Source organism: Mesobacillus sp. LC4 (assembly GCF_053543455.1).
Genome location: NZ_JBGCUB010000003.1, coordinates 114,148 through 137,588, shown reverse-complemented (window position 1 = coordinate 137,588; position 23,441 = coordinate 114,148). Strand labels below are relative to the sequence as shown.

The following is a 23,441-nucleotide window of genomic DNA, read 5'->3' as shown; positions in this document are numbered from 1 at the left end:
AATACAAATAATAAACAAGGATGTTTAACAGAAGTCCGTTTAGGCTATTACACTTTCGTATACTAAAGAAGGAGGATAACTTCTGTGAATGATAAATACCAACCATTATTTGATTCATTTACGTTCAAGAATGGCATTAACCTGAAAAATAGACTTGTGATGGCGCCGATGACCAATTTTTCGTCTAACGAGGATGGAACGGTAACGGACGAAGAGGTCAATTATTACGTCCGCCGTTCGAAGGGCGTCAGCATGGTGGTAACTGCGTGTACATATGTAACCCGCAATGGGAAAGGATTTCATGGTGAATTCGGAGCCGATACTGATGAAATGATCCCAAGCCTGAAAAAGCTGGCAACAGCGATCAAAGCTGAAGGTGCTAAAGCGGTGCTGCAAATTTTCCATGGCGGGCGCGAGTGTCCTCCAGAGCTTGTACCTAACGGGGATATCGTCAGTGCAAGCGATGTTCAATCAGAGCGTAATAGTGCAAAGGCGCCGCGGGCATTGACTGGGGAGGAAGTACAACACATCATTGCCGCGTTTGGCGAGACAACCCGCCGGGCGATAGAAGCAGGCTTTGATGGCGTCGAAATCCACGGAGCCAACGGCTATTTGATCCAGCAATTCTTTTCTCCTCATTCAAACAGACGTGATGATCAATGGGGAGGCTCCCTGGCAAAAAGGATGGCATTCCCGCTGGCAGTTGTTGATGAGGTGAAAAAAGTAACCGCTAAGCATGCAAAGGAACCGTTCATTATCGGATACAGATTTTCACCGGAAGAACCGGAGGAGCCTGGAATCACGATGGCTGACACCCTTCAGCTGATTGATGCCCTCGCCGAAAAAGATCTGGACTACTTGCATGTTTCGTTAAATGATTTCTGGTCAAAGCCAAGAAGGGGTGTCGACGATGATCGTTCGAGAATGGAAATCATCCACGAACGAGTCGGCAGCAAGGTTCCTGTCATCGGTGTCGGCTCGCTTTATAGCGCAGATGATGTCATCAAAGCATTTGAGACGGGAGTCCCATTGCTCGCGTTAGGCCGCGAACTGATCATTGACCCGGATTGGGTAGAAAAAGTCGAAACTGGCCGTGAAAATGAAATTGAAACAAAGATTGATCCAGGTGCCCAGGCTCGGCTTGTCGTACCGGAACCATTATGGCAGGCAATCATCAATACACCAGGCTGGTTTCCGGGAATTCAATAATAAAAGTTGCTTTAAAAGAACCAAAGCTGCTGCTTTGGTTCTTTTTATCGTGAAATTTAATGGGGTGCTTCTCTTAGCAGAGTGATTTATTGGCGAAGTTCACAATTTTATTGGCGATAATTTCATTTTATTGGCGAAAAAAACTTTTTATTGGCGAAAACACTCCATTTATTGGCGAAAATCTAAATTTATTGGCGAACTGGAAATTATCATCGTTTTTTTCCAGTTCTAATTGCCATGAAAGTGTAAGATAAATCACCGTAAGCAGCAGCTGAAGTCTTTATAATGAATATATGTAAGGGCTTACATTTGTTTGAATAACCTGGATCTACCTAGATTGACGCAGCTTTGCCAGGACCGATCACGGGAGGGGATGTTTGTGTTGCTAACGGAAGAACAGAAAATGGTACTGGATATTTTTGAAGAAATGATAAGCCAGGGCCACGAACAGGTGATTTTCAATTATGACAAGGCCACTGGATTGAAGTCGATCGTCGCCATCCATGATACGACGCTCGGACCGGCTCTTGGGGGATGCCGGATGTGGGATTACGAATCGACGGAAGAAGCGCTGCGTGATGTTCTGCGGCTTTCGAAAGGCATGACCTATAAATGCGGTGTTTCGGGTGTGACTTATGGAGGCGGGAAAGCGGTCATTATTGGTGATCACAAGTCAGAAAAATCGGATGAACTTTTTCAGGCTTTCGGCTCATTCATCGAAACTTTGAAGGGACGCTTTTACACAGGAACGGATGTCGGAACGGTCGGCATGGATTTCGTTTCTGCCTCAAAGCAAACAACCTACCTTGTTGGCTTGCCTGAAGAATATGGCGGCAGCGGCAATTCAGCTGTCATAACGGCCTTCGGTGTGTGGAAAGCCATCAAGGCAACGGCGAAAGAGATTTTTGGCAGAGATTCACTTCTAGGCCGGCGAATTGCTGTCCAGGGTCTTGGAAAGGTAGGTCGCTTTCTCGTAGGCCACCTTCATGAAGAAGGAGCGAAGCTGATCGTCACCGATATTTTTGAAGAGAATGTAAAAGAAATCAAGGAGCAATACCCGGATATTGAAACAGTTGATCCTCTCGAGATTTACAGCGTAGAATGCGATATCTTTTCACCAAATGCATTGGGGGCTGTCATCAATGATCTCACAATACCGAAACTCAAGTGCCTGGCTGTTGCCGGAGCAGCGAATAATGTGCTCGCGGAAGAACGGCACGGCGATATGCTTCACCAGAAAGGTATCCTCTATGCACCGGACTACGTGGCGAATGCAGGCGGCTTGATTCAGGTAGCGGACGAACTGCACGAGTACAGCAAGGACCGGGCGTTCAGGAATGCGAGCATGATTTACGACATTTTAGAAAAAATCTACAAAATCTCCAAAACTCATGATATCCCAACATATAAAGCCGCCAATATATTAGTAGAAGAGAAGATTGAAAAAATCAGCCGGATCCAGAGCAAGTATACAGGTTGAACAACAGGAGGTGAAAGTATGCGCTATAAAAGCTTTACAGATGTCATTGATCTCGCACGGACAAGGCACCCTGTAAAAATGAGCGTCGCCGCAGCACACGACCGGGATGTGCTTCAAGCGGTTAAGGCAGCTGTGGAGATCGGAATCATCGAACCATATCTAGTCGGCGACCCGCAGAAGATCTTTGAACTGGCAAGGGAAATCGGCTTTTCTGTGGAGGATTATCCTGTTTATCCTGCCTATACTGAAAAGGAAAATGCGTTTGTTGCCGCAAAATTGGCTAGCGAGGGACATGTGCAGACTATCATGAAAGGCTTCGTGAATAGCACGCCATTTTTACAAGGGGTGCTACATAAGGAACTAAATTTAAAAACTGGCACAGTCATCAGCCATATCTCCGTTTTCGATATCCCGGGTGCAGATCGGCTGATCAGCATGAGTGATGGCGGTATCAATATAGCGCCAGATTTTCAGCAGAAAAAGCAAATCATCCTTAATGCCGTCGATTTCCTCAACAGAATTGGAATCGACTCACCGCGGGTTGCGATTTTAGCAGCCAACGAAAGAGTCAGTGAGAAGATGCCAGTGACCGTGGAAGCCGACCATCTGGCTATGCTGATAAAAAATGAAGCGAGCCGAGAGCTGTTGATAGAAGGACCGCTTCCGCTCGACCTTGCCATTAGCAGGGAATCGCTTCTCCATAAAGGATTGGACAGCGAGCTTGAGGGAGCAGCGGATCTGCTTATCGTTCCAACGATTGAGGCAGGAAACTTCCTTGGCAAGGCGATTACCTATTTTGCGAAAGGGACCATGGCAGGAATCGTGCTCGGTGCGAAAGTGCCGCTCGTATTGAACTCAAGGTCAGATACAGCAGAAGCAAAATTGGCTTCGATTGCACTCGCCGTCTTAGCGGCATCCAACACAACGGTCAGCGTTTAGATAGGAGAGGTATGATGAAAATCCTAGCGGTAAATCCAGGCTCCACTTCTACCAAGCTAGCAGTGTATGAAAATGAAGATTTACTTTTTGAAGAGACCATCCGCCATCCTGATGATGAAATCATGAAGCTTCCGGAACTAGATGACCAGTTGCCGTACAGGCTTGAGTCCATCCTGGAAGCTTTACGGTTGCAGGACTTCAATCCTTCACACCTGGACGCAGTCGTTGGCCGGGGTGGAATGCTGAAGCCGATGGACAGTGGGACGTATCTTATTGATGAAAATCTGCTGAATGACGCCCGCTCTGGGAAATATGGCAATCACGCTTCAAACCTGGGATCAATGATCGCAGCTGAAATAGCTGACTCTCACCAAATACCCGCCTATATCGTTGACCCAGTTTGTGTAGATGAATTGGTTGTGGAAGCAAGGATTTCCGGCCTGGCTGATATAGAGAGGAAAAGCCATGTCCATGCACTGAATATCAAGGGTGTTTCTCGTAAAATTGCTGTACATCTTGGAAAGGTTTTAGAAGATGCCAGTTTCGTTGTTGCCCATCTTGGAGGCGGTATATCGGTTGCAGCGGTACGGAATGGACAAATCATCGACGTCAATAATGCTGAAAATGAAGGTCCATTTTCACCCGAAAGAGCAGGCGGACTGCCGGCAAAACAGCTCGTACAGCTTTGTTTTTCAGGGAAATATACTGAAAGGGAATTGCTTCAGCGGATGACAAAACAGGGTGGTTTGTATTCCTATCTTGGCACCAAGAATCTCATGGAAGTTGAGGATTGGGCCGCTGAGGGTGACCTAGAGGCTGCCCTGGTTTTAAAGGCAATGGTACATCAAATCGGAAAAGAGATTGGCGCGATGGCCGCCGTACTTGAAGGGGAAATGGACGGAATCATCCTTACCGGTGGAATCGCCCATTCAGATAGAATTGTAGGTTTAATTAAAAAGAAAATCAGCTTTCTAGGGAAAGTTTTCGTCCTGCCAGGTGAAGCGGAAATGGAAGCACTGGCAGCAGGTGCTTTACGAGTGATGAGAGGAATCGAAGACGCGAAAATCTATTAAAAAAGGCATGAGCCCATGTGATGAAAATGGGGCTCATGCCTTTTTATTAGGTCTGGTATGACCACAGATTTATTCAGAAGCAAGCTGACTTTCATAGACTTTAACATTTGCATAGATGGCAGATAAAATGGGAGCATCCAAACCTGATTTCTTGCCATTCTCCAGCAAATAGCCAAAAAGGTGATCCGCTTCAGTCAGGAGTGATTTCTCCATATCCCGCTGCAGGGAGGACTTCATTCCATGTCCGATTTCATTCATTTTTCCAAGAGTGGCCTCGATCGCTCCTTCAGCGAGTGGCGCATCGAGTCTCTCCATGATTTCCGCAGCTTCATGGACCAGTTTATGAATTGTATGCCAGCCATGCTCTTGATCGCGAATAGGGCCGATTGGTGACCTGAAAAGGGAGGTGATCCCGCTTAATGAAGTGATGAATAAGTACTTGTGCCACATTTCCTGCTGGATTTTTTCAGAAAGGCGGAAGCTTGCCTTCGTACCGCTGAACACATTCTCCAGCTGTAAAATCCTTTCCGTTTTTTCGCCAGTCCGCTCACCGAAAACAAGGTCGTGGATCGGGCTTGTTTGAATGATTTTGCCATCCTGAGCCAGGGTGGTTTCGATAAAGCATAGGCCGCCAATGACCTTTTCAGCACCGAACGCCTTTATCAGCACATCAAGATGAGCCACTCCGTTCAATAATGGCAGGACCATCGTCTCTTCTCCTACATAATGCTGGATGTCCTCAATGGCGCCTTCAAAATGGTAGGACTTTGTAGAGACAATAATAACATCATATGGTTCCGCATTTTCTCCCGCCAAAACCGTTTTAGGTTCAGGGACATGCATATCTCCGTGAATGCTTTCCACCACCAGCCCATTTGCACGAAGCTGAAGCTGGCGCTTTTCACGCACCAAAAACGTGACATCTTCTCCTTTTTCCAAAAGGCGGCCGCCAAAGTAGCCGCCAATAGCACCTGCACCAACTATTAAAATTTTCATGAAAACCACCCTCCTGACGATGTAAAAGTGCACGCCTGGAATCAAGCGTGCACAATCCTTGCCTTTTATTATACAAGAAAGGCTGCGAGCAGCCCTCCTGCAGTAATAAGGACAATGATGATTTTTGCGAAAAAGGGAAGCTGCTCTTTCCCTTTTTCATTAACCTGGCTTTCCTTCTCATTGACTGATTTGCGGTATTCCGGACTGCAGCATCCGCTCATCGTTACGCCACCTGGTTATAGCTGGAGATATCCTCTTCAAGCGGGATATTTTTTGCCCTAGCTTTCTTGGCAGCGTTGAAGAAAATGACCGTGATGACAGCTGTGACAATTAATGCTCCGATATTGGATACTGTCAGTGACTGGCCGAATCCGATTTGGGCATTAAGGATATAGGAAGTTGTAGCTGCTGTCATGAACATGCCAGGAATCATCGCGATCCAGTAGTTCTTCTTGGCGATGAACAGGTACATGGCGCCAACCCAAAGCGCGATGACCGCAGTTGATTGGTTAGCCCAGGAGAAGTATCTCCAGAGAAGCGTGAAATCAATTTTTGTCAAAGCGAAAGAGATCACGAATAATGGAACAGCAATCCAAAGACGGCTGGTGATTTTCTTCTGTGAAAAATTGAAGTAGTCAGCGATGATCATACGCGCGCTTCGGAAAGCAGTATCACCAGAAGTGATCGGAAGTACGATGACACCAAGTACAGCAAGCGTTCCGCCGATTGCGCCAAGCATCAATGTTGAGGCTTCACTTACGATAGCAGCAGGTCCGCCGTTAGCAAGCATGTCGTTAAGGCCGTTATAGCCATCGAACAAGCTCATTGCAGCAGCTGCCCAGATCATTGCGATGACACCTTCAGCAATCATCATTCCGTAGAAAATCTTGCGGCCGTTCTTTTCATTTTGAGTTGTACGTGAAATGATCGGTGTTTGTGTAGCATGGAATCCTGATAGCGCTCCGCAAGAAATGGTTAAGAACAAAAGCGGGAAAATCGCTGCATTACCAGGATGGAAATTCGTTAGTGATAATTCAGGAATCGGTGCTCCCGTGATCACAAGCATTGCACCTACTCCAACGGCACTGATCAATAGCAATGCACCGAAGATTGGATAGAAGCGGCCAATAATTTTATCAACAGGAAGAAGTGTCGCTAAAATATAGTAAACAAAGATTGCCCCGATGATCAGGCCCATTGTAACCTTTCCGTCCATTAAGTTATGAAGCAAGCCAGCCGGAGCTGTGACGAAAACGGTTCCAACTAATAGTAAAAGAAGAATCGCAAATGCATTAACAACATGCTTCATGAATTTACCCAGGAATTTTCCTGCAAGTTCAGGAAGGTGTGCGCCTCGGTTACGGATTGAAATCATACCTGTAAGGTAATCGTGGACAGCACCAGCGAAGATAGCGCCAAGAACGATCCAAAGGAAAGCAACCGGTCCGTAAAGTGCTCCCATGATCGGCCCGAAAATAGGACCAACACCAGCGATATTAAGAAGCTGGATCAAAGAGTTCTTTGCTGTGGACATTGGCACATAGTCAACGTCATCCTTATGTGTATAAGCCGGAGTGTTACGACCTTCGTTCACTCCAAAAACCTTTTCAACAAACTTTCCATACGTAAAATAACCAACAATTAAAAGTGCAATACCAGCTAGAAAGGTATACATATGAAACCTCCTCAAAGAAAATTGTATGCGTTTTCATTTAGTATAATAGAGAAGGTGGAATTGTGGCTGTTTTGTGAACAAGATGCAGGAAAATGAGCTTGAAGTGCAAGATATGTCGATTGAAATGCAAAAAAGCACCCTTAAGATGCTTTAATGAGTACTTATAATTCCAGCTGGGTCCTCAGTGACTTTACATAATTCCGGCTGACTGACAGCATTTCCTCCCTGCCTTCAATTTCTAGTTGATAGGCGCCATTGAACCATGGTGTAAGGCGGGTGACATAATCCAGATTCACAATATAGCTTTTATGAATCCGGAAAAAGGAGTATGCTGTAAGCCGGGCTTCCAGATCTTTTAAAGGAATCCTTGTTTCGTATTCCTTTGTTTTCGTGATGATTTTTGAGTATTTTTCTTCTCTCGATATGTAGAGGATATCCTTCGGGTCCAGATAAAAAATCTCGCCATCCCCTTCAACGGCAAGCTTGCCAGTCTGCTTGGCAGACTCTTGTTCAGCTGGCATCAGAAAATGCTTCTCAATCCTAAGGATCGTTTCTTTCAGCTGATTCTCGTCATACGGTTTAAGCAAGTAATCGACAGCTTCATATCTGAAAGCCTCGGCAGCAAATTGCGGATAGGCCGTTGCAAACACAATCAGCGGCGTTTTTTTGAATTCCATCAACGCTTTCGCCGCTTCCATTCCATTCATTTTCGGCATTTCAACATCCAAAAAGACGACATCAGGATAAAACTGCAAAGCTTTCATGACTGCAGCCTCACCTGACTCCGCTTCCCCAACAACCTGGATGGAGGGGAAGGATTGCAATAAATGCTTCAGTTCATCCCGGCTGTATAATTCATCATCAACGATCAGAGTACGTATCATCTTATCCATCTATCATTCCTCCGCTTGTGGAATCGTAAAGGAAACCTTCGTGCCTTTTCCTGGCTCACTATCAATCCGCAATGAGGCATCTTCCCCAAAGTTCATCGTAAGTCTTCTATTTACATTAAAAAGTGCGATTCCGCTTCCTGTTTCAGAATCTATTATTTGTTTGCCTAGCAGATTGATCCGTTCCTGGTTCATTCCCTGCCCGTTATCGTTCACTGTTACAATCGTGCTTTTAATCCCTTTACGAATGGCTATATGAATCTGGCAGTCGTGATCCATATCCTTGATTCCATGTTTTACGGCATTTTCTACTATTGGCTGCAGCGTCAGCGGCGGAATTTTTACAGGCAAAGCGTCCTCCTCTATATCGTAGGTAACCCGCAACTTTTCTACAAACCGCGTCTCTTCAATGGATAGATAGGCTTTCACGTGAGCCAATTCCTGCTCAAGAGTCGTCATTGACACGGTAGTTGCATTTAAATTTTGTCTCAGGAAATGAGATAGAGAGACAAGAAGCATCCGTGCTTTTGCCGGATCAATCCTGATCAGTGAGGTGATGACATTCATTGTATTGAATAAAAAATGAGGACTGATCTGAGCCTGAAGGGCCTTAACCTCAGCTTCCTTTGCAAGCTGATAGGCCTTATCAGCTTCAGCGATTTCAAGCTGGTTGCTGAGCAGATTGCTGAGCCCGGATATCAGTTCAATGACGACATCGGTAATTTCCTTTTCCGATTTAAAATAAAACTTCAACGTGCCTATATTTTCCTCGCGCAGTTTCAATGGAGCAATCACTGCCGCGCCAAGCGGACAGCTTTGCTCGCGGCAGTGGATCGTTTCATCATTGGCGACGACCAGTTTTCCGCTTTTCAGCACATCCCTTGTAATCTGGGTCTGAATAGGGCTTGTTGAGCGGTGATGGTCATCAGCAAGACCAATATGGGCAAGGATTTCATATTGGTTGGTGATTGCCACCGCGCTAGTCTGTACTTCGTTGTGTAAAATCTGGCATACTGCCCGCGCTGAATCCTGATTGATGCCCTTGCGCAAGTAGGCGAGTGTCTGGTCGGCAATCCTCAGCGTTTTTTGCGCTAGCATCGCTCCAGTCTTTTCTTCCTCGGAAACCACATTCTTGATTACCATTAAAAATAGAGCAGACCCCAGCCCATTTGCGATGATCATCGGAACACCGATTATTTCAACGAGAGTTTGAGCTTGAACATAAGGCTTGGCAATCAATAGGATAATCAGCATTTGAACACTTTCGGCAATCGCCCCGACCAGGAAGGCGGTTCTTAGGTTGATATTATTTTTCTTCTTCTGAAAACGGCCCGCGATGATTCCAGCCACGATTGCCGCAAGTCCGCACGCAAGAGCAGTGAATCCGCCGAGCGTGAACCGATGCAGACCCGCAATAAGGCCGGCACCAATACCAACCTTGTAGCCGCCAAGCATCCCGGCAATCACAATCCCGATGACACGGGAATTAGCAATGGCTTCATCAGAAGCCAAATCAGCTGCCCAGGGGTTGAACTGGAGATTATCCGTTGAAAAACTCATCCCGGAATATGTACCAATAATCCCGAAAAAACCAAAGAATAGGATGGCAAAATATTGCTGGCGCCGGTTCAGGGAATCATGGTAAATCAATCCCCTGAAGAAACGGAACCTCGTTAAAATGAAAGCAATCGTCACGATGATGCCAAGCCGCTCCAGCATCGTAATGAGTAATTCGAACATAATGATGCTCCTCAGGAAGTGTTTGCACTTATTTTAAATGAATGGTTACGAAAAACAAAGAAACATTGTCCGAGTTTTATATAAATATAAGCCTGGCATCTGCTGCCAGGCTTTGGAATTCCAATTCGCTTCTACCAATAGGGTGGAAGAAAGTGAATTATAGCGAAGAAATTATTTTTATAGCGAGTTTCGATTTAATATAGCGACTTTCTGATTATTATAGCGAGTTTCAATTTTATATAGCGACTTTCTGATTATAATAGCGACTTTTTAACTTATATAGCGAAATGGAAATTTTACTGGATTTTTTCCAGTTCGCCACCTCTATAAAGTTCTACTTTATATTAATATTCCCGCTAGATACATCAGCGATGATTTCGAATTTGCCGCTTCCGTGTTTGCCGCGCAGGCGGTTGTCAGATTGTTCTTTGTTCTGAAGCGGAAAATCGCTTGATATGTTCCCGCTGCTTACTTTTCCATTCAATATAAAGCCTGCATCTTCAGGCAGATCCAAAACGATATAGCCGGAGCTGACGTCCAGGCTGACATCATCCAACAACTGGTCCATCTGGATTTCCAGCTTGCCAGATGAAACATCAGCATCAACCTTGCCAGAATAGTTTTTGACATGAACGCTTCCGGAGCTGACATCAAATGAACCGGATTGAGCATCGATCGAGTTCATTTCAACCTCGCCTGATGAGCTCTGGTTTACCAATTTTTCAACATCGAAATTCTCCAATGTGGCCCTTCCCGAACCGATATTGAGTGAAAGATCTCTTAGCTTCATAGGGTTTTCGGCAGATTCACCTTTAAAAACAATTTTCCCTGAGCCGAGCTCGATGTCCATATCCTTTTCATAATCTGCAGGGATATAAACTGTCATAGTCGTCTTATCCATCTCAAACCAGTTGAACCAGAAAAAGCCTTTCCGTTTAACAGAAACCTTTATTTCATCACCGTGTTCCTGAACTTTGACCGTTCCTTCGCCCTCCAACTCGGCGCGGACATCATCGCGCTCATCTGGCACAATCACCGTCTCGACGCTTGATACATCAATACTGATTTTATCGGTATCATTTGTTACCTTCACAGCATCTTCCGCCTGTGCAAAGTTCAATCCGCTCCCATCGAACATATAATTCCATCCAATATAGGCCCCGGTAATCACCAGGAAAATAACCAAAATCCGTTTCATTGATAAAAACTCCTCTCAAGTTTCCTTCTATAACCAGAATAAGGGGATTCGCTCTGAACCCCAATGCACCTCCGATTTAAATCTCGATAGGACCTGAGGCGTATTTTAGAATAGGCCGCTTCTCTTTTCGAGAAAGACTTCAGAAAAAATTAGTTTAAGAAAGCCAAATGAGCATGAACAAAGAAGCCAGATTCCGTACGGTTTGGGAATCTGGCTTCTGGTTGAGTTAAGGCTAGACCTTTGCTTCAAAAAGTTTAGCTATTTCTACAATGGTTTCTACTGATTTCACCATATTATCAACTGAGATATATTCGAACCTTCCGTGAAAGTTTTCTCCGCCTGTAAAAATATTCGGTGTTGGCAGTCCCATATAGCTTAGCTGGGAACCGTCTGTACCGCCGCGTATCGGTTTGACGATTGGCTTGATGCCGTTGTTTTCCATTGCTTCATAGGCGATATCGACAATTTCCTTCACCGGTTCGATTTTATCCTTCATATTGTAATACTGGTCACTCATTTCAAGCTCAATGCGGGTCTCGCCATAAGTCAGTCTCAATTCATTGGTGATCTTCTGCATCAAGTCCTTGCGTGCCTGGAAGCTGTCACCGTCAAAATCTCGGATGATATAGTGAAGCGTTGTTTCCTCGACATCACCGTTGATCGAGCTAAGATGGAAAAAGCCTTCATATCCCTCGGTGTGTTCCGGTGCTTCTTCTGCAGGAAGCTTGCTGTTGAATTCCATTGCGATTTTGGCTGAGTTCACCATTTTTCCTTTTGCTGTTCCCGGGTGGACGTTCTTGCCTTTAAAAGTCACCTTCGCGCTTGCTGCATTAAAGCTTTCATACTCCAGCTCGCCTAGCGGGCCGCCATCGATAGTATAAGCGAACTTCGCATTGAAAGCTTCCACATCGAACTTATGAGGGCCTCTGCCAATTTCCTCATCTGGTGTGAATGCAACACGGATCTTACCATGCTTGATTTCCGGATGCTGAATCAAATAAGCCATCGCTGTCATGATTTCGGCGATTCCAGCTTTATTGTCAGCTCCAAGCAGCGTCGTTCCGTCAGTGGTGATCAGGGTATGTCCTTTATACTGAGGCAGCTCTGGAAAATCAGCAGGTGACAGGATGATATTCTGTTCCTTGTTCAGGACAATCTGATTGCCATCGAAGTTTTCAACAATCTGTGGATTTACATTTTTTCCGGTAAAATCAGTTGCTGTATCAACATGAGCGAGGAAGCCGATCGTTGGCACATTCTTATCTGTATTGGCAGGAAGGGTGGCCATCACATAACCATGGTCGTCAATACTGACTTCCTCCATGCCGATTGTTTTCAACTCTTCGACCAGCATATTGGCAAGCGTTAGTTGTCCAGCTGTCGATGGGGTGGTTTCACTGTCTTCATTCGATTGAGTATCCACTTTTACATAAGAGGTGAATCTTTCAATAATCTCGTTTTTCATTTCCTGTCATCTCCTATTTACTATGTATATTTTCATATTAGCATAGATCGACGGGAACACCATTTTAAAAAGAATGAAAATTCCATTTTTTGTGAGTATAATATATAGAAAAGGAGGATGGGAAATTTGGGTTATGTGTTCACGGCTATTGTGCTGTTTGTGGTGTTTTATTCGATTTTTAAAATGATACGGTCAGGAAAAATGCCAAGCAATAACTATACTCCATTCGATGACCTTGCCGAAGGGAAAAAGAAAGAAGATTGATCCTGTTTATGTCAAAGAGCCAATCACAATCAAAAATATCTCAAGCTTCCCTGAAATCAATCAGACTGGAAAAATGGCTGAATATGTACTTTTCACTTTACATATATAAGAGTTAAGGCTAGGATAAAGACAAATGAATATTGATGTACTACTAGGGGTGCCCTGCTGCGGGCTGAGAGGAAGACACTAAGTCTTTTAACCCTTCGGACCTGATCTGGGTAATACCAGCGTAGGAAAGTAGTGTGAGAGAAGTTTTCTTACTTTGCTTTTAAGCCAGGTCCATTTATGGATCTGGCTTTTTATTTTGAGGTAACGAAGTGTATTCTACTTCGAGAATTGTCCAGCTCCAGCGCCTAGCCCCTCGAGTCGCTTGTCTAGTGTCGCCTCCTAGAAACTCCGAAACTTCAACTCCGCCGACAGAAGCAAAAAGCGCTTCTTTGTCGGAGTCTCCAGTTTCTGCGTTTCTGGGCAGTCGGCTATACATTTCGATTTCGGTCCGGCCAATGAAGTCAAAGAACGACTTCACCGGTCGGCCCTCCAGCGCTTGTCGGGGCTGACCAAGGCGCTTGCGCTTTTATTTTTCAAGGAGGGATCAGGATGGAAAAAAGAGAGATTGCTGGCTTGCTAGAAAAAGTCAGGAGGGAGAATCCGCTTGTACATAATATCACCAATGTTGTGGTCACCAATTTTACGGCTAATGGACTGCTGGCGTTAGGCGCATCTCCCGTGATGGCCTATGCACACGAGGAAGTTGCCGAAATGGCAGGCATGGCGGGGAGCCTTGTACTGAACATCGGAACATTGCGCCCGGAAGTTGTAGAGTCGATGCTGCTTGCAGGGAGTGCCGCAAATAAACATGGAGTACCAGTCATTCTTGATCCGGTGGGCGCCGGGGCGACTGCTTATCGGACCGAAACAGCAAGAAGGCTGATGCAAGAATTAGAGATTTCGATTATCAGGGGAAATGCTGCGGAAATAGCGAATGTTGCCGGTGAAACCTGGAGCATACGAGGCGTTGATGCCGGAGAATCAGATGGGGATGTAATCGAACTGGCTGAATCCGCTGCTCAAAAATTGAACACGATTGTGGCTTTGACAGGGAAAGAAGATGTTATTACAGACGGGAAATCAACGTTTGTCGTCCGCAATGGTCACCCCATCCTTACGAAGGTGACGGGCACTGGATGTCTGCTGACATCAGTTATTGGGGCATTCACAGCAGTTGAAAAGGATTTTCTCAAAGCAGCAACTGCTGCACTGACCATTTATGGAGTAGCAGCAGAGGCTGCCGCTGATAAAAGCGGCATGCTTGGACCGGGAAGTTTTCAAATGGAGCTCCTGAACCAGCTGTACCACTTGGATACTGAGGAAATCTTTAATAGAAGTTCTTTTTACAAAAGGAGGTAATTGATGATGAAAAAAGCATTGACAATCGCAGGATCGGACAGCGGAGGCGGAGCCGGAATCCAGGCAGACCTGAAAACGTTCCAGGAGCTGGGTGTATACGGAATGTCCGCATTGACAGCAGTAACAGCGCAAAACACTCTGGGTGTGCAAGAAGTTTTTCCAATGACCGCAGAGGCTGTGGCGAAACAAATCCAATCTGTTGGAGAGGACATTGGGACCGATGCCATAAAGACAGGGATGCTTTTTAACGCGGAAATCATCGAAGCTGTCGCGGAAAAAATAAAACAGTTCGGCTGGGAAAAGGTCGTAATCGATCCGGTCATGATTGCGAAAGGCGGAGCCTCGTTGCTTCAGCAGGAGGCGGTTTCAGCCTTGAAAAAAGATTTGCTCCCGCTTTGCCTCATCATCACTCCGAACATTCCTGAAGCTGAAGTTTTAATAGGCATGTCAATTAACAGCATGGATGAGAAAAAAGAAGCCGCAAAGCGGATCCATGAGCTTGGCGCGAAAAATGTGGTGATAAAAGGCGGACATGATGAGGAGGCGGTTCAATCTGTTGATGTCCTGTTCGACGGCAGGGATTTCACCTTTTTTTCCTCTCCAAGAATCAGTACGAAAAACACCCATGGTACAGGTTGTACTTTTTCCGCTGCGATTACGGCACAGCTGGCGAAAGGGGCTTCGGTCCAAGAAGGAGTTTCTGTGGCGAAGGATTTCATCCAGGCTGCCATCGCCAACCCGCTGCCTATCGGGAATGGACATGGACCTACCAACCATTGGGCCTACAATATGAAAAAGGAAAGTGGGGTCAGCTCATGGCAAGAATCAGTCCTGAACAAATGAGAAGCATGCTGAAGCTTTATTTTATTGCTGGCAGCACGAATTGTTTTAAGGATCCTGTTAAAGTGCTTGAAGAAGCGATTCGCGGGGGCATCACGATTTTTCAGTACCGTGAAAAAGGAGAAGGCTGTCTAGAGAAAATTGAAAAGCTGGAGCTGGGCAAGAATTTACAAAGACTCTGCCTGGACAATGGCATTCCCTTCATTGTGAACGATGATCTTGAACTGGCCCTCGAGCTTGATGCGGATGGTGTTCATATCGGCCAGGAGGATGAGGACACTGCTCAGGTCCGCGGAAAAATTGGAAATAAGATACTTGGAGTTTCTGTACACAATCTGGAGGAAGCTGAAAAGGCAAAGCTTGCAGGTGCGGATTATTTTGGGGTTGGGCCGATTTTTCCAACGGCAACAAAGAAGGATACAAGAGCAGTGCAGGGAACAGTATTTCTAGAGCAGCTAAAAGACTTTGGCGTACCGATTGTCGGGATCGGCGGTATCAATGCGGATAATACAGGAGCCGTAATGGCTGCCGGTGCAGATGGAGTTTCTGTGATCACAGCGATCAGCCAAGCTGAAGATGTCAAAGAAGCAGCAGTCAGACTTAAAGAGAAAGTACTGCGGAGGTAGAAAATGAGACAGACACAAAAGCTTACCCTCACCGCCATGATGATGGCGATAGGTACATTGACAAGCCATATGTTATTCATCCCGCTCGGAATCGTCAAGGTGTTTCCGGTGCAGCATTTTATCAATGTTTTGTCAGCCGTACTGCTTGGACCGTATTACGCTGTTGCCCAGGCATTTGGCATCTCTTTGCTGAGGAATATGATGGGCACAGGTTCAGTTTTCGCTTTTCCTGGCAGCATGATCGGTGCTCTTCTGGCTGCCTATTTGTATAAAAAGACAAAGAAAATGGAGTTTGCTTTTGCGGGAGAAGTAGTTGGCACCGGTATTATTGGAGCGATTGCCAGCTATCCGATTGCTACATTGTTCCTTGGTAAGGAAGCAGCTTTATTTGGAATGGTACCGGCATTCTTTGCCAGCTCGCTTGCGGGTGCAGCAATCGGCTTCGCTCTTCTGAAAGTTTTCATGAAAAATGCCGCAGGAAGATTGGAGATGACCAACAGGATGTAGTCTGGAAATGATTTCATCCTGTTGCCTTTAGCTGGAAAACGGAGAACTCCTGCTATATGATTATAAATAGATTCATATATACCAGCTGAAAAGGGTGACAATTCTTGAGCACAGAGAACAAGCTTGGATTGGTAGTGGACGTTGAGACAACTGGACTGGGTCCAGATTCGGATGAAATCATAGAATTAGCGCTTAAGCTGTTCTCTTTTCATGAAGAGACAGGGGAAATTATTGATATAGTAGATGAAGATTCATATTTGAGGGAGCCACTGTCGACAACGGCACAGAGAAACTATGACAGGGCGTACCGAATTCATGGAATCCATTATGATATGGTCCGCGGAAAAACATTTTACGATGAGAAGATTATGGATTTCTTCAATCGCACCGATGCGATCTTTGCGCATAACGCTTCCTTTGACAGAAGCTTTTTATTCAGGATGTATCCGGAAGTCAATGAGATGAAGTGGTATTGCACGATGAAGAATGTCAAATGGAAGAATCATGGCTTCCCAAACAGCAAGTTGCTCACCTTATTGCAGGCGCATAATATTTCAAAATTCCAGACACACAGAGCGATGGATGATATTACATATTTGACGGAACTCTTGAAACAGCAAAATCCGAACGGCGATTATTATTTAAAAGAAGTGCTGGAATATGGCCCGATGCGCAAATACCAGCCTGCCCAAAAACAGAGAAGAAGAATGTTCTACTAGGAAAGGTGCCTGATTTCAGGCACCTTTTCAATATTTAAAGGACATATACATATACGCTCAGAAAGTGGGCGGTGCTTCCGAGCATGATGAAGATGTGGAAGATTTCATGGAAGCCCAGGTGCTTGGATCGAAGGAAATCAGGCTTCAAAGCATAAATGACTCCGCCAATCGTGTACATGATTCCCCCGATTACCAGCAAGGAAATTCCTCCTTTGCTGAGCACAGAGGAGAGGGGAGAAACGACGAAAATAACCATCCAGCCCATGACAATATAGATAGAGGTCGACAGCCATCTCGGACTCCTGAACCAAATCATTTTAAAAAGAATTCCGCATAGTGCAGCGAAAGTGATGATGCCGAATAATGTCCAGCCTGTCACTCCATTGAGACTGATCAGGCAAAATGGAGTATAGGTACCGGCAATCAGGACGAAAATCATCGAATGGTCAATTTTCCTAAGGAAGGCGATGACGCTATCTTTGCTGATGACCATATGGTAGGTAGCGGATGCCGTATAGAGAAGGATCATGCTGATGCCGAAAATCGTGACGGAAGTAATGGCGAGTGCCGATCCTGTCGTGATTGAAGCTTTGATCACGAGGGCAAGGAGTCCTGCAAAGGATAGTAAGGCACCAGCCAGATGGGTGAGGCCGTTGATTGGTTCGCGGATGTAGCTGTTCATTTTTAAACCTCCATATCATTTAATATAGTTTTAATAACTATATATAATAATATATACATTATGATATGTAGTCAATGTTTACGTCTTTATTTTTTTGCATTATAATAAAATAAAAACATGAGGAGTTTATAGTGGATAATTTAGAACAGTTGTTAACTGAACTCAATCTTGAAAATAATATCTCGCTTGAAGACATTCCGGAGATCGATTTGTACATGGATCAGGTCATCCAGCTATTCGAAAAGAACTTCGGCAGTTCCACGAGAAATGAGGATGAAAAGGTCCTCACTAAAACAATGATCAATAATTACGCGAAGGGGAAACTGTTTTTTCCAATCAAGAATAAAAAGTATTCGAAGGAACACTTGATCCTGATCAGCCTGATTTATCAGCTGAAGGGCGGGTTGTCCATACAGGATATTAAGCAGACTCTCGAAGGGATCAATGAGAAGGCTTTGTCGGGTGAAATTCTACTTGGCCCTTTTTATCAAAGTTTCTTGAATTTGCATGAGAAAAACATAGAGATTTTTAATGAGGATGTTCTTAAAACTCAGCATGAAGTGAAACGAGAAGTGGAGAGCCTTGAGGCAGAGGAACCAGATGAGCTTGAAACGATCCTTCTGATTGCATCGCTCATTAATATAAGCAACTTTTACAGAAGGACAGCGGAAAAGCTTGTTGACAGACTTGCAGCTGAAAAAAAGAAAAAGGACTGAATAAGGGTGTATTTGACAGTAATAGAAGCAGCAGAATACTTATCGATTCCGGAGAAACAGGTGGAAAATATGATTTTCCAAAGAAAAATAAGAGCCATTCACGATGGCGAACAATATTTAATCTACAAGGATCAATTCAATACGCATTTGAAACAGGTAGAGAAGTATAAGAAGCTCGTTGAGGAAATAATGAATGAACCTGTTCCCGAGGATATCGACATTAAAGATGAGGATTAAAAAAACGCGAAAGGACTGATCCTTTCGCGTTTTTTTGTGCTTTTATGGGTTAATTTTCTGGCTAACCAATGAGCTTTCGCTTTTATTGCCTTGTAGACCGGTCACTTTATCTCCATGCTTGATTGGCAATTGAACGACCACTTCTGTCCCTATATCAGGTTCGCTTTTGAACTTGATTGTGCCATTATGGGACTGGACGATTTTGAAGCTGACTGTCATACCGAGGCCAGTACCTTTTTCCTTTGATGAATAAAAAGGTTCACCGATTCTTTCGAGAAGCTCTTTCGATATTCCCACTCCCTCGTCTTTGACCATAACCGTTACCTTGTTGTCATGGTTTTGAAGTGAGATTGTGACAACATCTCCGGCTGAAGATGCTTCAATCGCATTCTTTACGATGTTGATGAACAATTGCTTGAGCTGGTTCGGTTCACATTCAATCATGACAGGATGACTTTGGACATGGAATTCGATTTGGATATTATGCAGGCTCGCTTCTGATTTTAAAAGAGAGATAACATCATGTAAAATGACCTGCATGTCGGCTTCCGTATATTTGATTTGCTGCGGCTTGGCCAGCAACAGCAATTCGCTGACGATATGGTTGATCCTGTTCAGTTCATCGATCATGATCTGATAATACAGCTGATGCTTTTCATCTTCCATCTGCAGCAGCTGGACAAGCCCCTTCAGGGAAGTGAGCGGGTTACGGATTTCATGTGCCACGCTCGCGGACAGTTCACCCACTACTGAGAGCTTGTCCGTTCTTCGCAGGCGCTCCTCTGTTTGTCGAAGCTCAGTAATATCCCTTGAGTTGCAAATGATCCCGGCAATCTTGTCATTCACAATGATCGGCAGGGACGTGCTTTGGAAAATCAATGGCTTGCCGTTCTTATGCAGTAATTCGAGCTCAAACGTTTGTGGGCATTGATTTTCTACCACACAGGCAATCTTATCTAAGACAATCTGTCGGTGGGAATCAGGAAGTAAGTCTGCCAGGTTTCTTCCGATAAATTCTTCCTTGCTGTACCCGGTGATTTTTTCGAATTGAGGATTCAGGTTGGTAATTGTACCATTCAAGTCGAGCATGGAAACAATATCCAGGCTGTACTCAAATAATGACCGGTACTGCTGCCTGCTCTCTTCGAGAAGAGTTTCAACATTTTTTCGTTCGGTAATATCCCGGCCGATGATGACAAGTCCTTGTCGGCTTCCATCATCATTAAAAAGAGGGACCTTAATCGTATCGAACGTCTTGGTCGTTCCATCAGGCTGCGGAAGTACCTCTTCGACACGGATGATTCCGCCTGCTTTCCATGCTTCTTCATCGGAGATCTCACAATATCTCAATGCATCGCTGAAATAATTGCTATACTCGGCAAGCTCCGAGTCTTTCTTTCCTCTATAATCAACATTTTCAATATCAAACAATTTCAAGCCAAAATCATTGGCTTGAATCCACCGGCCTTCGCCATCCTTGAAGTTGACGAAATCGACCATTGAATTGATCAATGTGGATAAACGCTCTTCTTCTTCTTTGGAGGCACTCAATTCCTCCATCTTCGAGATGAAAAAATAGAAAAACCAACCTGCCAGCAATACATAAAGGACTTCCTTCGTATGTTCAATTATGGCAACAAATTCAGAAGGAGCGTATAAATTCAGTAAATAGTTTGTACCAAAAATCCAGGCCATGCTCATTATGAAAAAGATAAGGACATATTGCTTTTTCTTCATCTCTTGACTCCTAAAGTAAGCATCAAGCTCACGCATTTTGAAATTAGTGTTACTTTTCTATAGTAGCACAATTTTGTTCTATAAAATTAGGATTATTTACAATATATCTTCTGTTCCAATTGGAAAATTATACAAAGGACCGAAATCGAATCCGGTCCTTTGGTGTTTTTTAAAAATCTCCATCCGTTGCCTGAAAAGGAATATTCAAACGGTTTTCAACAGTGCGCAGCCTCTGGTTCAAACGGTTCAAACGGCGTGTATGCCGTTCATCGTTCTGATTTAATCGCGTAATTTCATTGTTTAAACGGCCAATCTCTCTGTTAAGCCGGGAAATCTCCCTGTTTTGGCGGCCAATTTCTTTATTCTGCCTATCTAGCTCTGTTTTTTGAACTTGTAATTGCCTTTCAAGCTGATTCACTCTTCGCTCGAGAGCAGGCTGTCGATCAAAATCATACGGATCCTGCTGGTGCGCATAATAGTTGAAATCATAATGAGTATAAGGATCAAATTGATTCGGGTTGTAACTATAGTGTTGTTGATACATGCGGGCACACTCCTTTTGGTAAAAAATCTGCCTGAGAGCTGGCGATAAATTCTCTATAAAGTATGTAGGTGAAAGCGGAGAGTGATAGGCATTTGCCTAAAGGAGGAAAAAACTGGTGTTGCGCCGAATGGATAACCAGGGGGTGTGCACAAATTATGGGAATGTCGAATTACTATCAAGATCTTAGGGATAAAGTGGGAAGTAACCTAATTTTTATGCCGTGTGTGGCAGGGATCGTCAGGAATGAAGCTGGAGAAATCTTATTCCAGAACAAAGGGAATGGTGAAAAATGGAGCTTGCCTGCAGGAGCGATCGAACTAGGAGAAGCACCGGCTGAAGCCGTTGTCCGCGAAGTGTGGGAAGAAACAGGGCTTCATATTTTACCAGAAAAATTACTCGGTGTCTTTGGCGGGAAAGAGTTCCGTTATGAATATCCGAACGGCCACAAGGTTGAATATGTGGTGTTCGTTTTCGATTGCAGACCCGTCGGGGGAGAGCACAATCCCATCGACAGCGAAACTGCGGAACTACGTTACTTCAGTTCGGAAAACAAGCCAGAATTGGCACTGCCTTATCCCGAGAGCATTTTTGTGAAAAGTGATAGTGAAATGACTGAGTTCCAGTGGGACGATGGATGGATGAGGAGCCTTAAAGGCCGGGGGAGATGAAGCTGTGGATTGCAAAGTAAGAAAGGGCACTATTCATTATGAAGTCATTGGAGATGGGTTTCCCTTGCTGATCCTTCATGCTATGGGTACAGACCATCGTTCCATGAAAGGATGGCTGGAACCTGTTTTTAATAAGGTCGTAGGCTTTCAAAGAGTATATATTGATTTACCAGCGCATGGCCGGAGTGCTATTGAGGACCATGTGAATTCGACCGATGATTTGCTCGCAAACCTGCTTGATTTTATTGATGATACTTTTGGAGAGGGAGAATTTTCACTTGTCGGTGCATCGTTTGGCGGATATTTAGCTCAAGGAATATTTCATAACAGGAGGTCCCAGGTAAAAGGGATTTGTCTATTGGCACCGGCACTTCACCTAAAGAAGAGGGATGTACCTGAAAGAGTTATTTTAGAGAGGGATGAAGACTTGCTTTCCAGTCTTAAGCCTGATATCCGGGCTGCATTCGAGACTCTATTCATCTATCAAAATGAAGCGGTATTAGCTGCCTTCATGAAGGAGGTCCAGCCTGGCAGAATTTTGGCCAATCGTGAATTTCTTGCTTCGGATTGGAAGGCAAAACGCTATTACCTGGATGAGGAACCTTTTCACGATGTGCAAACTCTACCGAATCCAGCGCTGTTTATCCTCGGAAAACAGGATTATATTTGCGGCTATAAAGATCATTTGTTTTTACTAGAAAAGTTTCCGAAATCCACACTGGCTGTATTGGATCGGGCAGGGCATATGCTGCAAATTGAGAAGCGTGAAGTTGTTCAGAATTTAATGGCGGATTGGTTGAGTGGCAGTCATTAAAAAGAGAGCGCAAATATGCGCTCTCAACCTTTCCGGAGTTGTTCCAATATAATCTGTGCCTCATAACCAGCGGCAAAATCAATGATCGTCGCTTCTTCGCCTTTGATTGCTTTTACAAGATTATCAACCAATGAATCTGTCAGGGAGTGATCAGCTTCCTGTGGCAGGATTTCCTCGCCAAGTCTGCCGCCTTCGAGTTGCCCCCAATTTAGGAGTGATAATGTTCCTTCATCACCATAAGCTGTGAACGCAATTTCCTCTTTGCCGGCAATTTGACTCATGCCATCAATCAGAACCGGAGCCCCGTCTGCCAGCTTCAAGATTGCTAGGATTGCACTTTCACTCGCGTGCGGGTCATCAGGGAATTGAATGTGGACATCCTTTACCTCTACATCTCCGAAAATCTTCTGTAGCTGCTGGATGAAATGGACGCCAACCTCAAGAACATAGCCACCCTGTTCCTTGCTCGCAACCCATGCATTCTGCTGCCATGGACGCGGCCATTGCGGGAAGTGCATCTTCAATTGAACCCTTCTCAGGTTGCCAACATAGTTACTCTTAATTAATTTTTCGAACGTCTTGCTGCCAGCGCTATAGTTCAACGGGAAGTTCATCGCATGAACGACACCCGCATCCTGCGCCTGTTTTAATAGACTTTCAGCTTCCTCTACAGAGTTTGCCAGCGGCTTCTCGCAAAGAATATGTATTCCTTTCGCAAGTACATCAGATGCTACGGCATGGTGGAACTTAGGGGGAACAGCAACATAAACAAGATCCAACTGCGAGTTCTCAAGCATTTCTTGATGATTCGTGAATGCTGGAACCCCACCAAGTTCGGCTGCCGTTTCCTTCACTCTATCTTCAGCCGCGTCACAGACAGCCGCAATATCCATCTCCGGGTGTTCTTGAAAACCTTTAATCAAACGCTGGCCAATTGCTCCAAGGCCGATTACTCCAACTTTTATCATGAGGGACCTCCAATAATTCATTTGAAAACTATTATACAGATAATTTT

General features: G+C 44.7%; 26 protein-coding genes and 1 riboswitch. Of the genes, 14 read left to right on the top strand and 12 right to left on the bottom strand.

The genetic code is table 11. The features are described from left to right. Positions 1-84 precede the first annotated feature (84 nt). The 4 genes from AB5I83_RS11545 (at position 85) to buk (ending at position 4,701) form a co-directional block, all read left to right on the top strand. Complete coding sequence (locus AB5I83_RS11545) at positions 85-1,209, top strand: NADH-dependent flavin oxidoreductase (RefSeq protein WP_448975485.1); 1,125 nt, start codon at positions 85-87, stop codon at positions 1,207-1,209. A gap of 409 nt (positions 1,210-1,618) precedes the next feature. Continuing rightward, positions 1,619-2,689, top strand: a complete 1,071-nt coding sequence (locus AB5I83_RS11540) for a Glu/Leu/Phe/Val family dehydrogenase (protein ID WP_448975977.1) — start codon at positions 1,619-1,621, stop codon at positions 2,687-2,689. 18 nt (positions 2,690-2,707) lie between these two features. Beyond that, positions 2,708-3,628, top strand: a complete 921-nt coding sequence (locus tag AB5I83_RS11535; protein ID WP_448975483.1) for a bifunctional enoyl-CoA hydratase/phosphate acetyltransferase — start codon at positions 2,708-2,710, stop codon at positions 3,626-3,628. Positions 3,629-3,639: 11 nt separating this feature from the next. Further along, entirely contained in the window at positions 3,640-4,701 is a 1,062-nt protein-coding gene (gene buk / locus AB5I83_RS11530; protein WP_448975481.1) for a butyrate kinase, read from the top strand. Between the two features lie 69 nt (positions 4,702-4,770). Here buk and AB5I83_RS11525 read toward each other — a convergent pair whose 3' ends face one another. The 7 genes from AB5I83_RS11525 to pepT all read right to left on the bottom strand — a co-directional run bounded on the left by AB5I83_RS11525 (position 4,771) and on the right by pepT (position 12,665). Further along, positions 4,771-5,697 (bottom strand): ketopantoate reductase family protein, encoded by a 927-nt coding sequence (locus tag AB5I83_RS11525; protein WP_448975480.1) that lies wholly within the window; start codon positions 5,695-5,697, stop codon positions 4,771-4,773. A 68-nt stretch (positions 5,698-5,765) separates the two neighbouring features. Continuing rightward, a complete protein-coding gene (locus AB5I83_RS11520) occupies positions 5,766-5,918 on the bottom strand; it encodes a hypothetical protein (protein WP_448975478.1) in 153 nt (50 codons plus the stop codon). Positions 5,919-5,920: 2 nt separating this feature from the next. Further along, positions 5,921-7,372: a carbon starvation CstA family protein gene (locus AB5I83_RS11515; protein ID WP_226645275.1), complete on the bottom strand. Its 1,452-nt coding sequence runs from the start codon at positions 7,370-7,372 to the stop codon at positions 5,921-5,923. Positions 7,373-7,533: 161 nt separating this feature from the next. Continuing rightward, on the bottom strand, positions 7,534-8,265 hold the full coding sequence (locus AB5I83_RS11510) for a LytR/AlgR family response regulator transcription factor (RefSeq protein ID WP_226086980.1): 732 nt from the start codon (positions 8,263-8,265) through the stop codon (positions 7,534-7,536). 3 nt (positions 8,266-8,268) lie between these two features. Continuing rightward, the gene (locus tag AB5I83_RS11505; protein WP_448975475.1) at positions 8,269-10,002 is read right to left on the bottom strand and encodes a LytS/YhcK type 5TM receptor domain-containing protein; all 1,734 of its coding nucleotides are present in this window, start codon (positions 10,000-10,002) and stop codon (positions 8,269-8,271) included. Positions 10,003-10,336: 334 nt separating this feature from the next. Continuing rightward, positions 10,337-11,200, bottom strand: a complete 864-nt coding sequence (gene liaG, locus AB5I83_RS11500) for a LiaG family protein (RefSeq protein ID WP_448975473.1) — start codon at positions 11,198-11,200, stop codon at positions 10,337-10,339. Positions 11,201-11,432: 232 nt separating this feature from the next. Then, complete coding sequence (gene pepT, locus AB5I83_RS11495) at positions 11,433-12,665, bottom strand: peptidase T (RefSeq protein ID WP_448975471.1); 1,233 nt, start codon at positions 12,663-12,665, stop codon at positions 11,433-11,435. Between the two features lie 126 nt (positions 12,666-12,791). Here pepT and AB5I83_RS11490 point away from each other — a divergent pair, with 126 nt between their 5' ends. After that, the gene (locus AB5I83_RS11490; protein ID WP_167833342.1) at positions 12,792-12,929 is read left to right on the top strand and encodes a hypothetical protein; all 138 of its coding nucleotides are present in this window, start codon (positions 12,792-12,794) and stop codon (positions 12,927-12,929) included. A gap of 143 nt (positions 12,930-13,072) precedes the next feature. Beyond that, positions 13,073-13,182: riboswitch (TPP riboswitch) on the top strand. Between the two features lie 30 nt (positions 13,183-13,212). Here AB5I83_RS11490 and AB5I83_RS11485 read toward each other — a convergent pair. Beyond that, a complete protein-coding gene (locus AB5I83_RS11485) occupies positions 13,213-13,455 on the bottom strand; it encodes a hypothetical protein (RefSeq protein WP_448975469.1) in 243 nt (80 codons plus the stop codon). 71 nt (positions 13,456-13,526) lie between these two features. Between AB5I83_RS11485 and thiM the strand changes: the two genes are divergently transcribed. From thiM to AB5I83_RS11460, 5 genes are all read left to right on the top strand, one after another. After that, positions 13,527-14,336 (top strand): hydroxyethylthiazole kinase, encoded by an 810-nt coding sequence (gene thiM / locus AB5I83_RS11480; RefSeq protein WP_448975468.1) that lies wholly within the window; start codon positions 13,527-13,529, stop codon positions 14,334-14,336. A gap of 3 nt (positions 14,337-14,339) precedes the next feature. Continuing rightward, positions 14,340-15,179: a bifunctional hydroxymethylpyrimidine kinase/phosphomethylpyrimidine kinase gene (gene thiD / locus AB5I83_RS11475; RefSeq protein WP_448975467.1), complete on the top strand. Its 840-nt coding sequence runs from the start codon at positions 14,340-14,342 to the stop codon at positions 15,177-15,179. Next, positions 15,152-15,802 carry a thiamine phosphate synthase gene (thiE, locus tag AB5I83_RS11470; RefSeq protein ID WP_448975466.1) on the top strand — a complete coding sequence of 217 codons (651 nt, stop codon included), beginning with the start codon at positions 15,152-15,154 and terminating at the stop codon, positions 15,800-15,802. The genes thiD and thiE overlap by 28 nt, the downstream gene beginning before the upstream one ends. 3 nt (positions 15,803-15,805) lie before the next feature. Then, the gene (gene thiW / locus AB5I83_RS11465) at positions 15,806-16,309 is read left to right on the top strand and encodes an energy coupling factor transporter S component ThiW (protein WP_448975464.1); all 504 of its coding nucleotides are present in this window, start codon (positions 15,806-15,808) and stop codon (positions 16,307-16,309) included. A gap of 104 nt (positions 16,310-16,413) precedes the next feature. Beyond that, on the top strand, positions 16,414-17,028 hold the full coding sequence (locus tag AB5I83_RS11460) for an exonuclease domain-containing protein (RefSeq protein WP_448975462.1): 615 nt from the start codon (positions 16,414-16,416) through the stop codon (positions 17,026-17,028). Between the two features lie 34 nt (positions 17,029-17,062). On the opposite strand, the gene trhA is transcribed toward AB5I83_RS11460, so the two are convergent. Next, positions 17,063-17,710: a PAQR family membrane homeostasis protein TrhA gene (gene trhA, locus AB5I83_RS11455; protein ID WP_448975461.1), complete on the bottom strand. Its 648-nt coding sequence runs from the start codon at positions 17,708-17,710 to the stop codon at positions 17,063-17,065. Positions 17,711-17,841: 131 nt separating this feature from the next. Between trhA and AB5I83_RS11450 the strand changes: the two genes are divergently transcribed. Both AB5I83_RS11450 and AB5I83_RS11445 read left to right on the top strand, forming a co-directional pair. Next, complete coding sequence (locus AB5I83_RS11450; protein ID WP_448975459.1) at positions 17,842-18,426, top strand: DUF1836 domain-containing protein; 585 nt, start codon at positions 17,842-17,844, stop codon at positions 18,424-18,426. 6 nt (positions 18,427-18,432) lie between these two features. Further along, positions 18,433-18,663, top strand: coding sequence for an excisionase family DNA-binding protein (locus AB5I83_RS11445; protein ID WP_226086992.1), 231 nt, complete (start codon positions 18,433-18,435; stop codon positions 18,661-18,663). Between the two features lie 42 nt (positions 18,664-18,705). Here the strand turns inward: AB5I83_RS11445 and AB5I83_RS11440 are convergent, their stop codons facing one another. Next, positions 18,706-20,400 (bottom strand): PAS domain S-box protein, encoded by a 1,695-nt coding sequence (locus tag AB5I83_RS11440; protein WP_448975457.1) that lies wholly within the window; start codon positions 20,398-20,400, stop codon positions 18,706-18,708. A 169-nt stretch (positions 20,401-20,569) separates the two neighbouring features. Next, entirely contained in the window at positions 20,570-20,944 is a 375-nt protein-coding gene (locus AB5I83_RS11435) for a hypothetical protein (RefSeq protein WP_448975455.1), read from the bottom strand. Between the two features lie 155 nt (positions 20,945-21,099). Here AB5I83_RS11435 and AB5I83_RS11430 point away from each other — a divergent pair, with 155 nt between their 5' ends. Both AB5I83_RS11430 and AB5I83_RS11425 read left to right on the top strand, forming a co-directional pair. Next, positions 21,100-21,612 carry an NUDIX hydrolase gene (locus AB5I83_RS11430; RefSeq protein ID WP_448975453.1) on the top strand — a complete coding sequence of 171 codons (513 nt, stop codon included), beginning with the start codon at positions 21,100-21,102 and terminating at the stop codon, positions 21,610-21,612. Between the two features lie 4 nt (positions 21,613-21,616). Next, the gene (locus AB5I83_RS11425; protein WP_448975451.1) at positions 21,617-22,426 is read left to right on the top strand and encodes an alpha/beta fold hydrolase; all 810 of its coding nucleotides are present in this window, start codon (positions 21,617-21,619) and stop codon (positions 22,424-22,426) included. Between the two features lie 23 nt (positions 22,427-22,449). Here the strand turns inward: AB5I83_RS11425 and AB5I83_RS11420 are convergent, their stop codons facing one another. Then, positions 22,450-23,394, bottom strand: coding sequence for a Gfo/Idh/MocA family protein (locus AB5I83_RS11420; protein WP_448975449.1), 945 nt, complete (start codon positions 23,392-23,394; stop codon positions 22,450-22,452). Positions 23,395-23,441: the final 47 nt, after the last annotated feature.

What these genes read in the sequence shown, in the direction of transcription:
- AB5I83_RS11535 (WP_448975483.1), top strand. Translation starts at nt 2,708, where the DNA reads ATGCGCTATAAAAGCTTTACAGATGTCATTGATCTCGCACGGACAAGG.
- buk (WP_448975481.1), top strand. Translation starts at nt 3,640, where the DNA reads ATGATGAAAATCCTAGCGGTAAATCCAGGCTCCACTTCTACCAAGCTA.
- AB5I83_RS11525 (WP_448975480.1), bottom strand. Translation starts at nt 5,697, where the DNA reads ATGAAAATTTTAATAGTTGGTGCAGGTGCTATTGGCGGCTACTTTGGC.
- AB5I83_RS11520 (WP_448975478.1), bottom strand. Translation starts at nt 5,918, where the DNA reads ATGAGCGGATGCTGCAGTCCGGAATACCGCAAATCAGTCAATGAGAAG.
- AB5I83_RS11515 (WP_226645275.1), bottom strand. Translation starts at nt 7,372, where the DNA reads ATGTATACCTTTCTAGCTGGTATTGCACTTTTAATTGTTGGTTATTTT.
- AB5I83_RS11510 (WP_226086980.1), bottom strand. Translation starts at nt 8,265, where the DNA reads ATGGATAAGATGATACGTACTCTGATCGTTGATGATGAATTATACAGC.
- AB5I83_RS11505 (WP_448975475.1), bottom strand. Translation starts at nt 10,002, where the DNA reads ATGTTCGAATTACTCATTACGATGCTGGAGCGGCTTGGCATCATCGTG.
- liaG (WP_448975473.1), bottom strand. Translation starts at nt 11,200, where the DNA reads ATGAAACGGATTTTGGTTATTTTCCTGGTGATTACCGGGGCCTATATT.
- pepT (WP_448975471.1), bottom strand. Translation starts at nt 12,665, where the DNA reads ATGAAAAACGAGATTATTGAAAGATTCACCTCTTATGTAAAAGTGGAT.
- thiM (WP_448975468.1), top strand. Translation starts at nt 13,527, where the DNA reads ATGGAAAAAAGAGAGATTGCTGGCTTGCTAGAAAAAGTCAGGAGGGAG.
- thiD (WP_448975467.1), top strand. Translation starts at nt 14,340, where the DNA reads ATGATGAAAAAAGCATTGACAATCGCAGGATCGGACAGCGGAGGCGGA.
- thiE (WP_448975466.1), top strand. Translation starts at nt 15,152, where the DNA reads ATGGCAAGAATCAGTCCTGAACAAATGAGAAGCATGCTGAAGCTTTAT.
- thiW (WP_448975464.1), top strand. Translation starts at nt 15,806, where the DNA reads ATGAGACAGACACAAAAGCTTACCCTCACCGCCATGATGATGGCGATA.
- trhA (WP_448975461.1), bottom strand. Translation starts at nt 17,710, where the DNA reads ATGAACAGCTACATCCGCGAACCAATCAACGGCCTCACCCATCTGGCT.
- AB5I83_RS11440 (WP_448975457.1), bottom strand. Translation starts at nt 20,400, where the DNA reads ATGAAGAAAAAGCAATATGTCCTTATCTTTTTCATAATGAGCATGGCC.
- AB5I83_RS11435 (WP_448975455.1), bottom strand. Translation starts at nt 20,944, where the DNA reads ATGTATCAACAACACTATAGTTACAACCCGAATCAATTTGATCCTTAT.
- AB5I83_RS11430 (WP_448975453.1), top strand. Translation starts at nt 21,100, where the DNA reads ATGGGAATGTCGAATTACTATCAAGATCTTAGGGATAAAGTGGGAAGT.
- AB5I83_RS11420 (WP_448975449.1), bottom strand. Translation starts at nt 23,394, where the DNA reads ATGATAAAAGTTGGAGTAATCGGCCTTGGAGCAATTGGCCAGCGTTTG.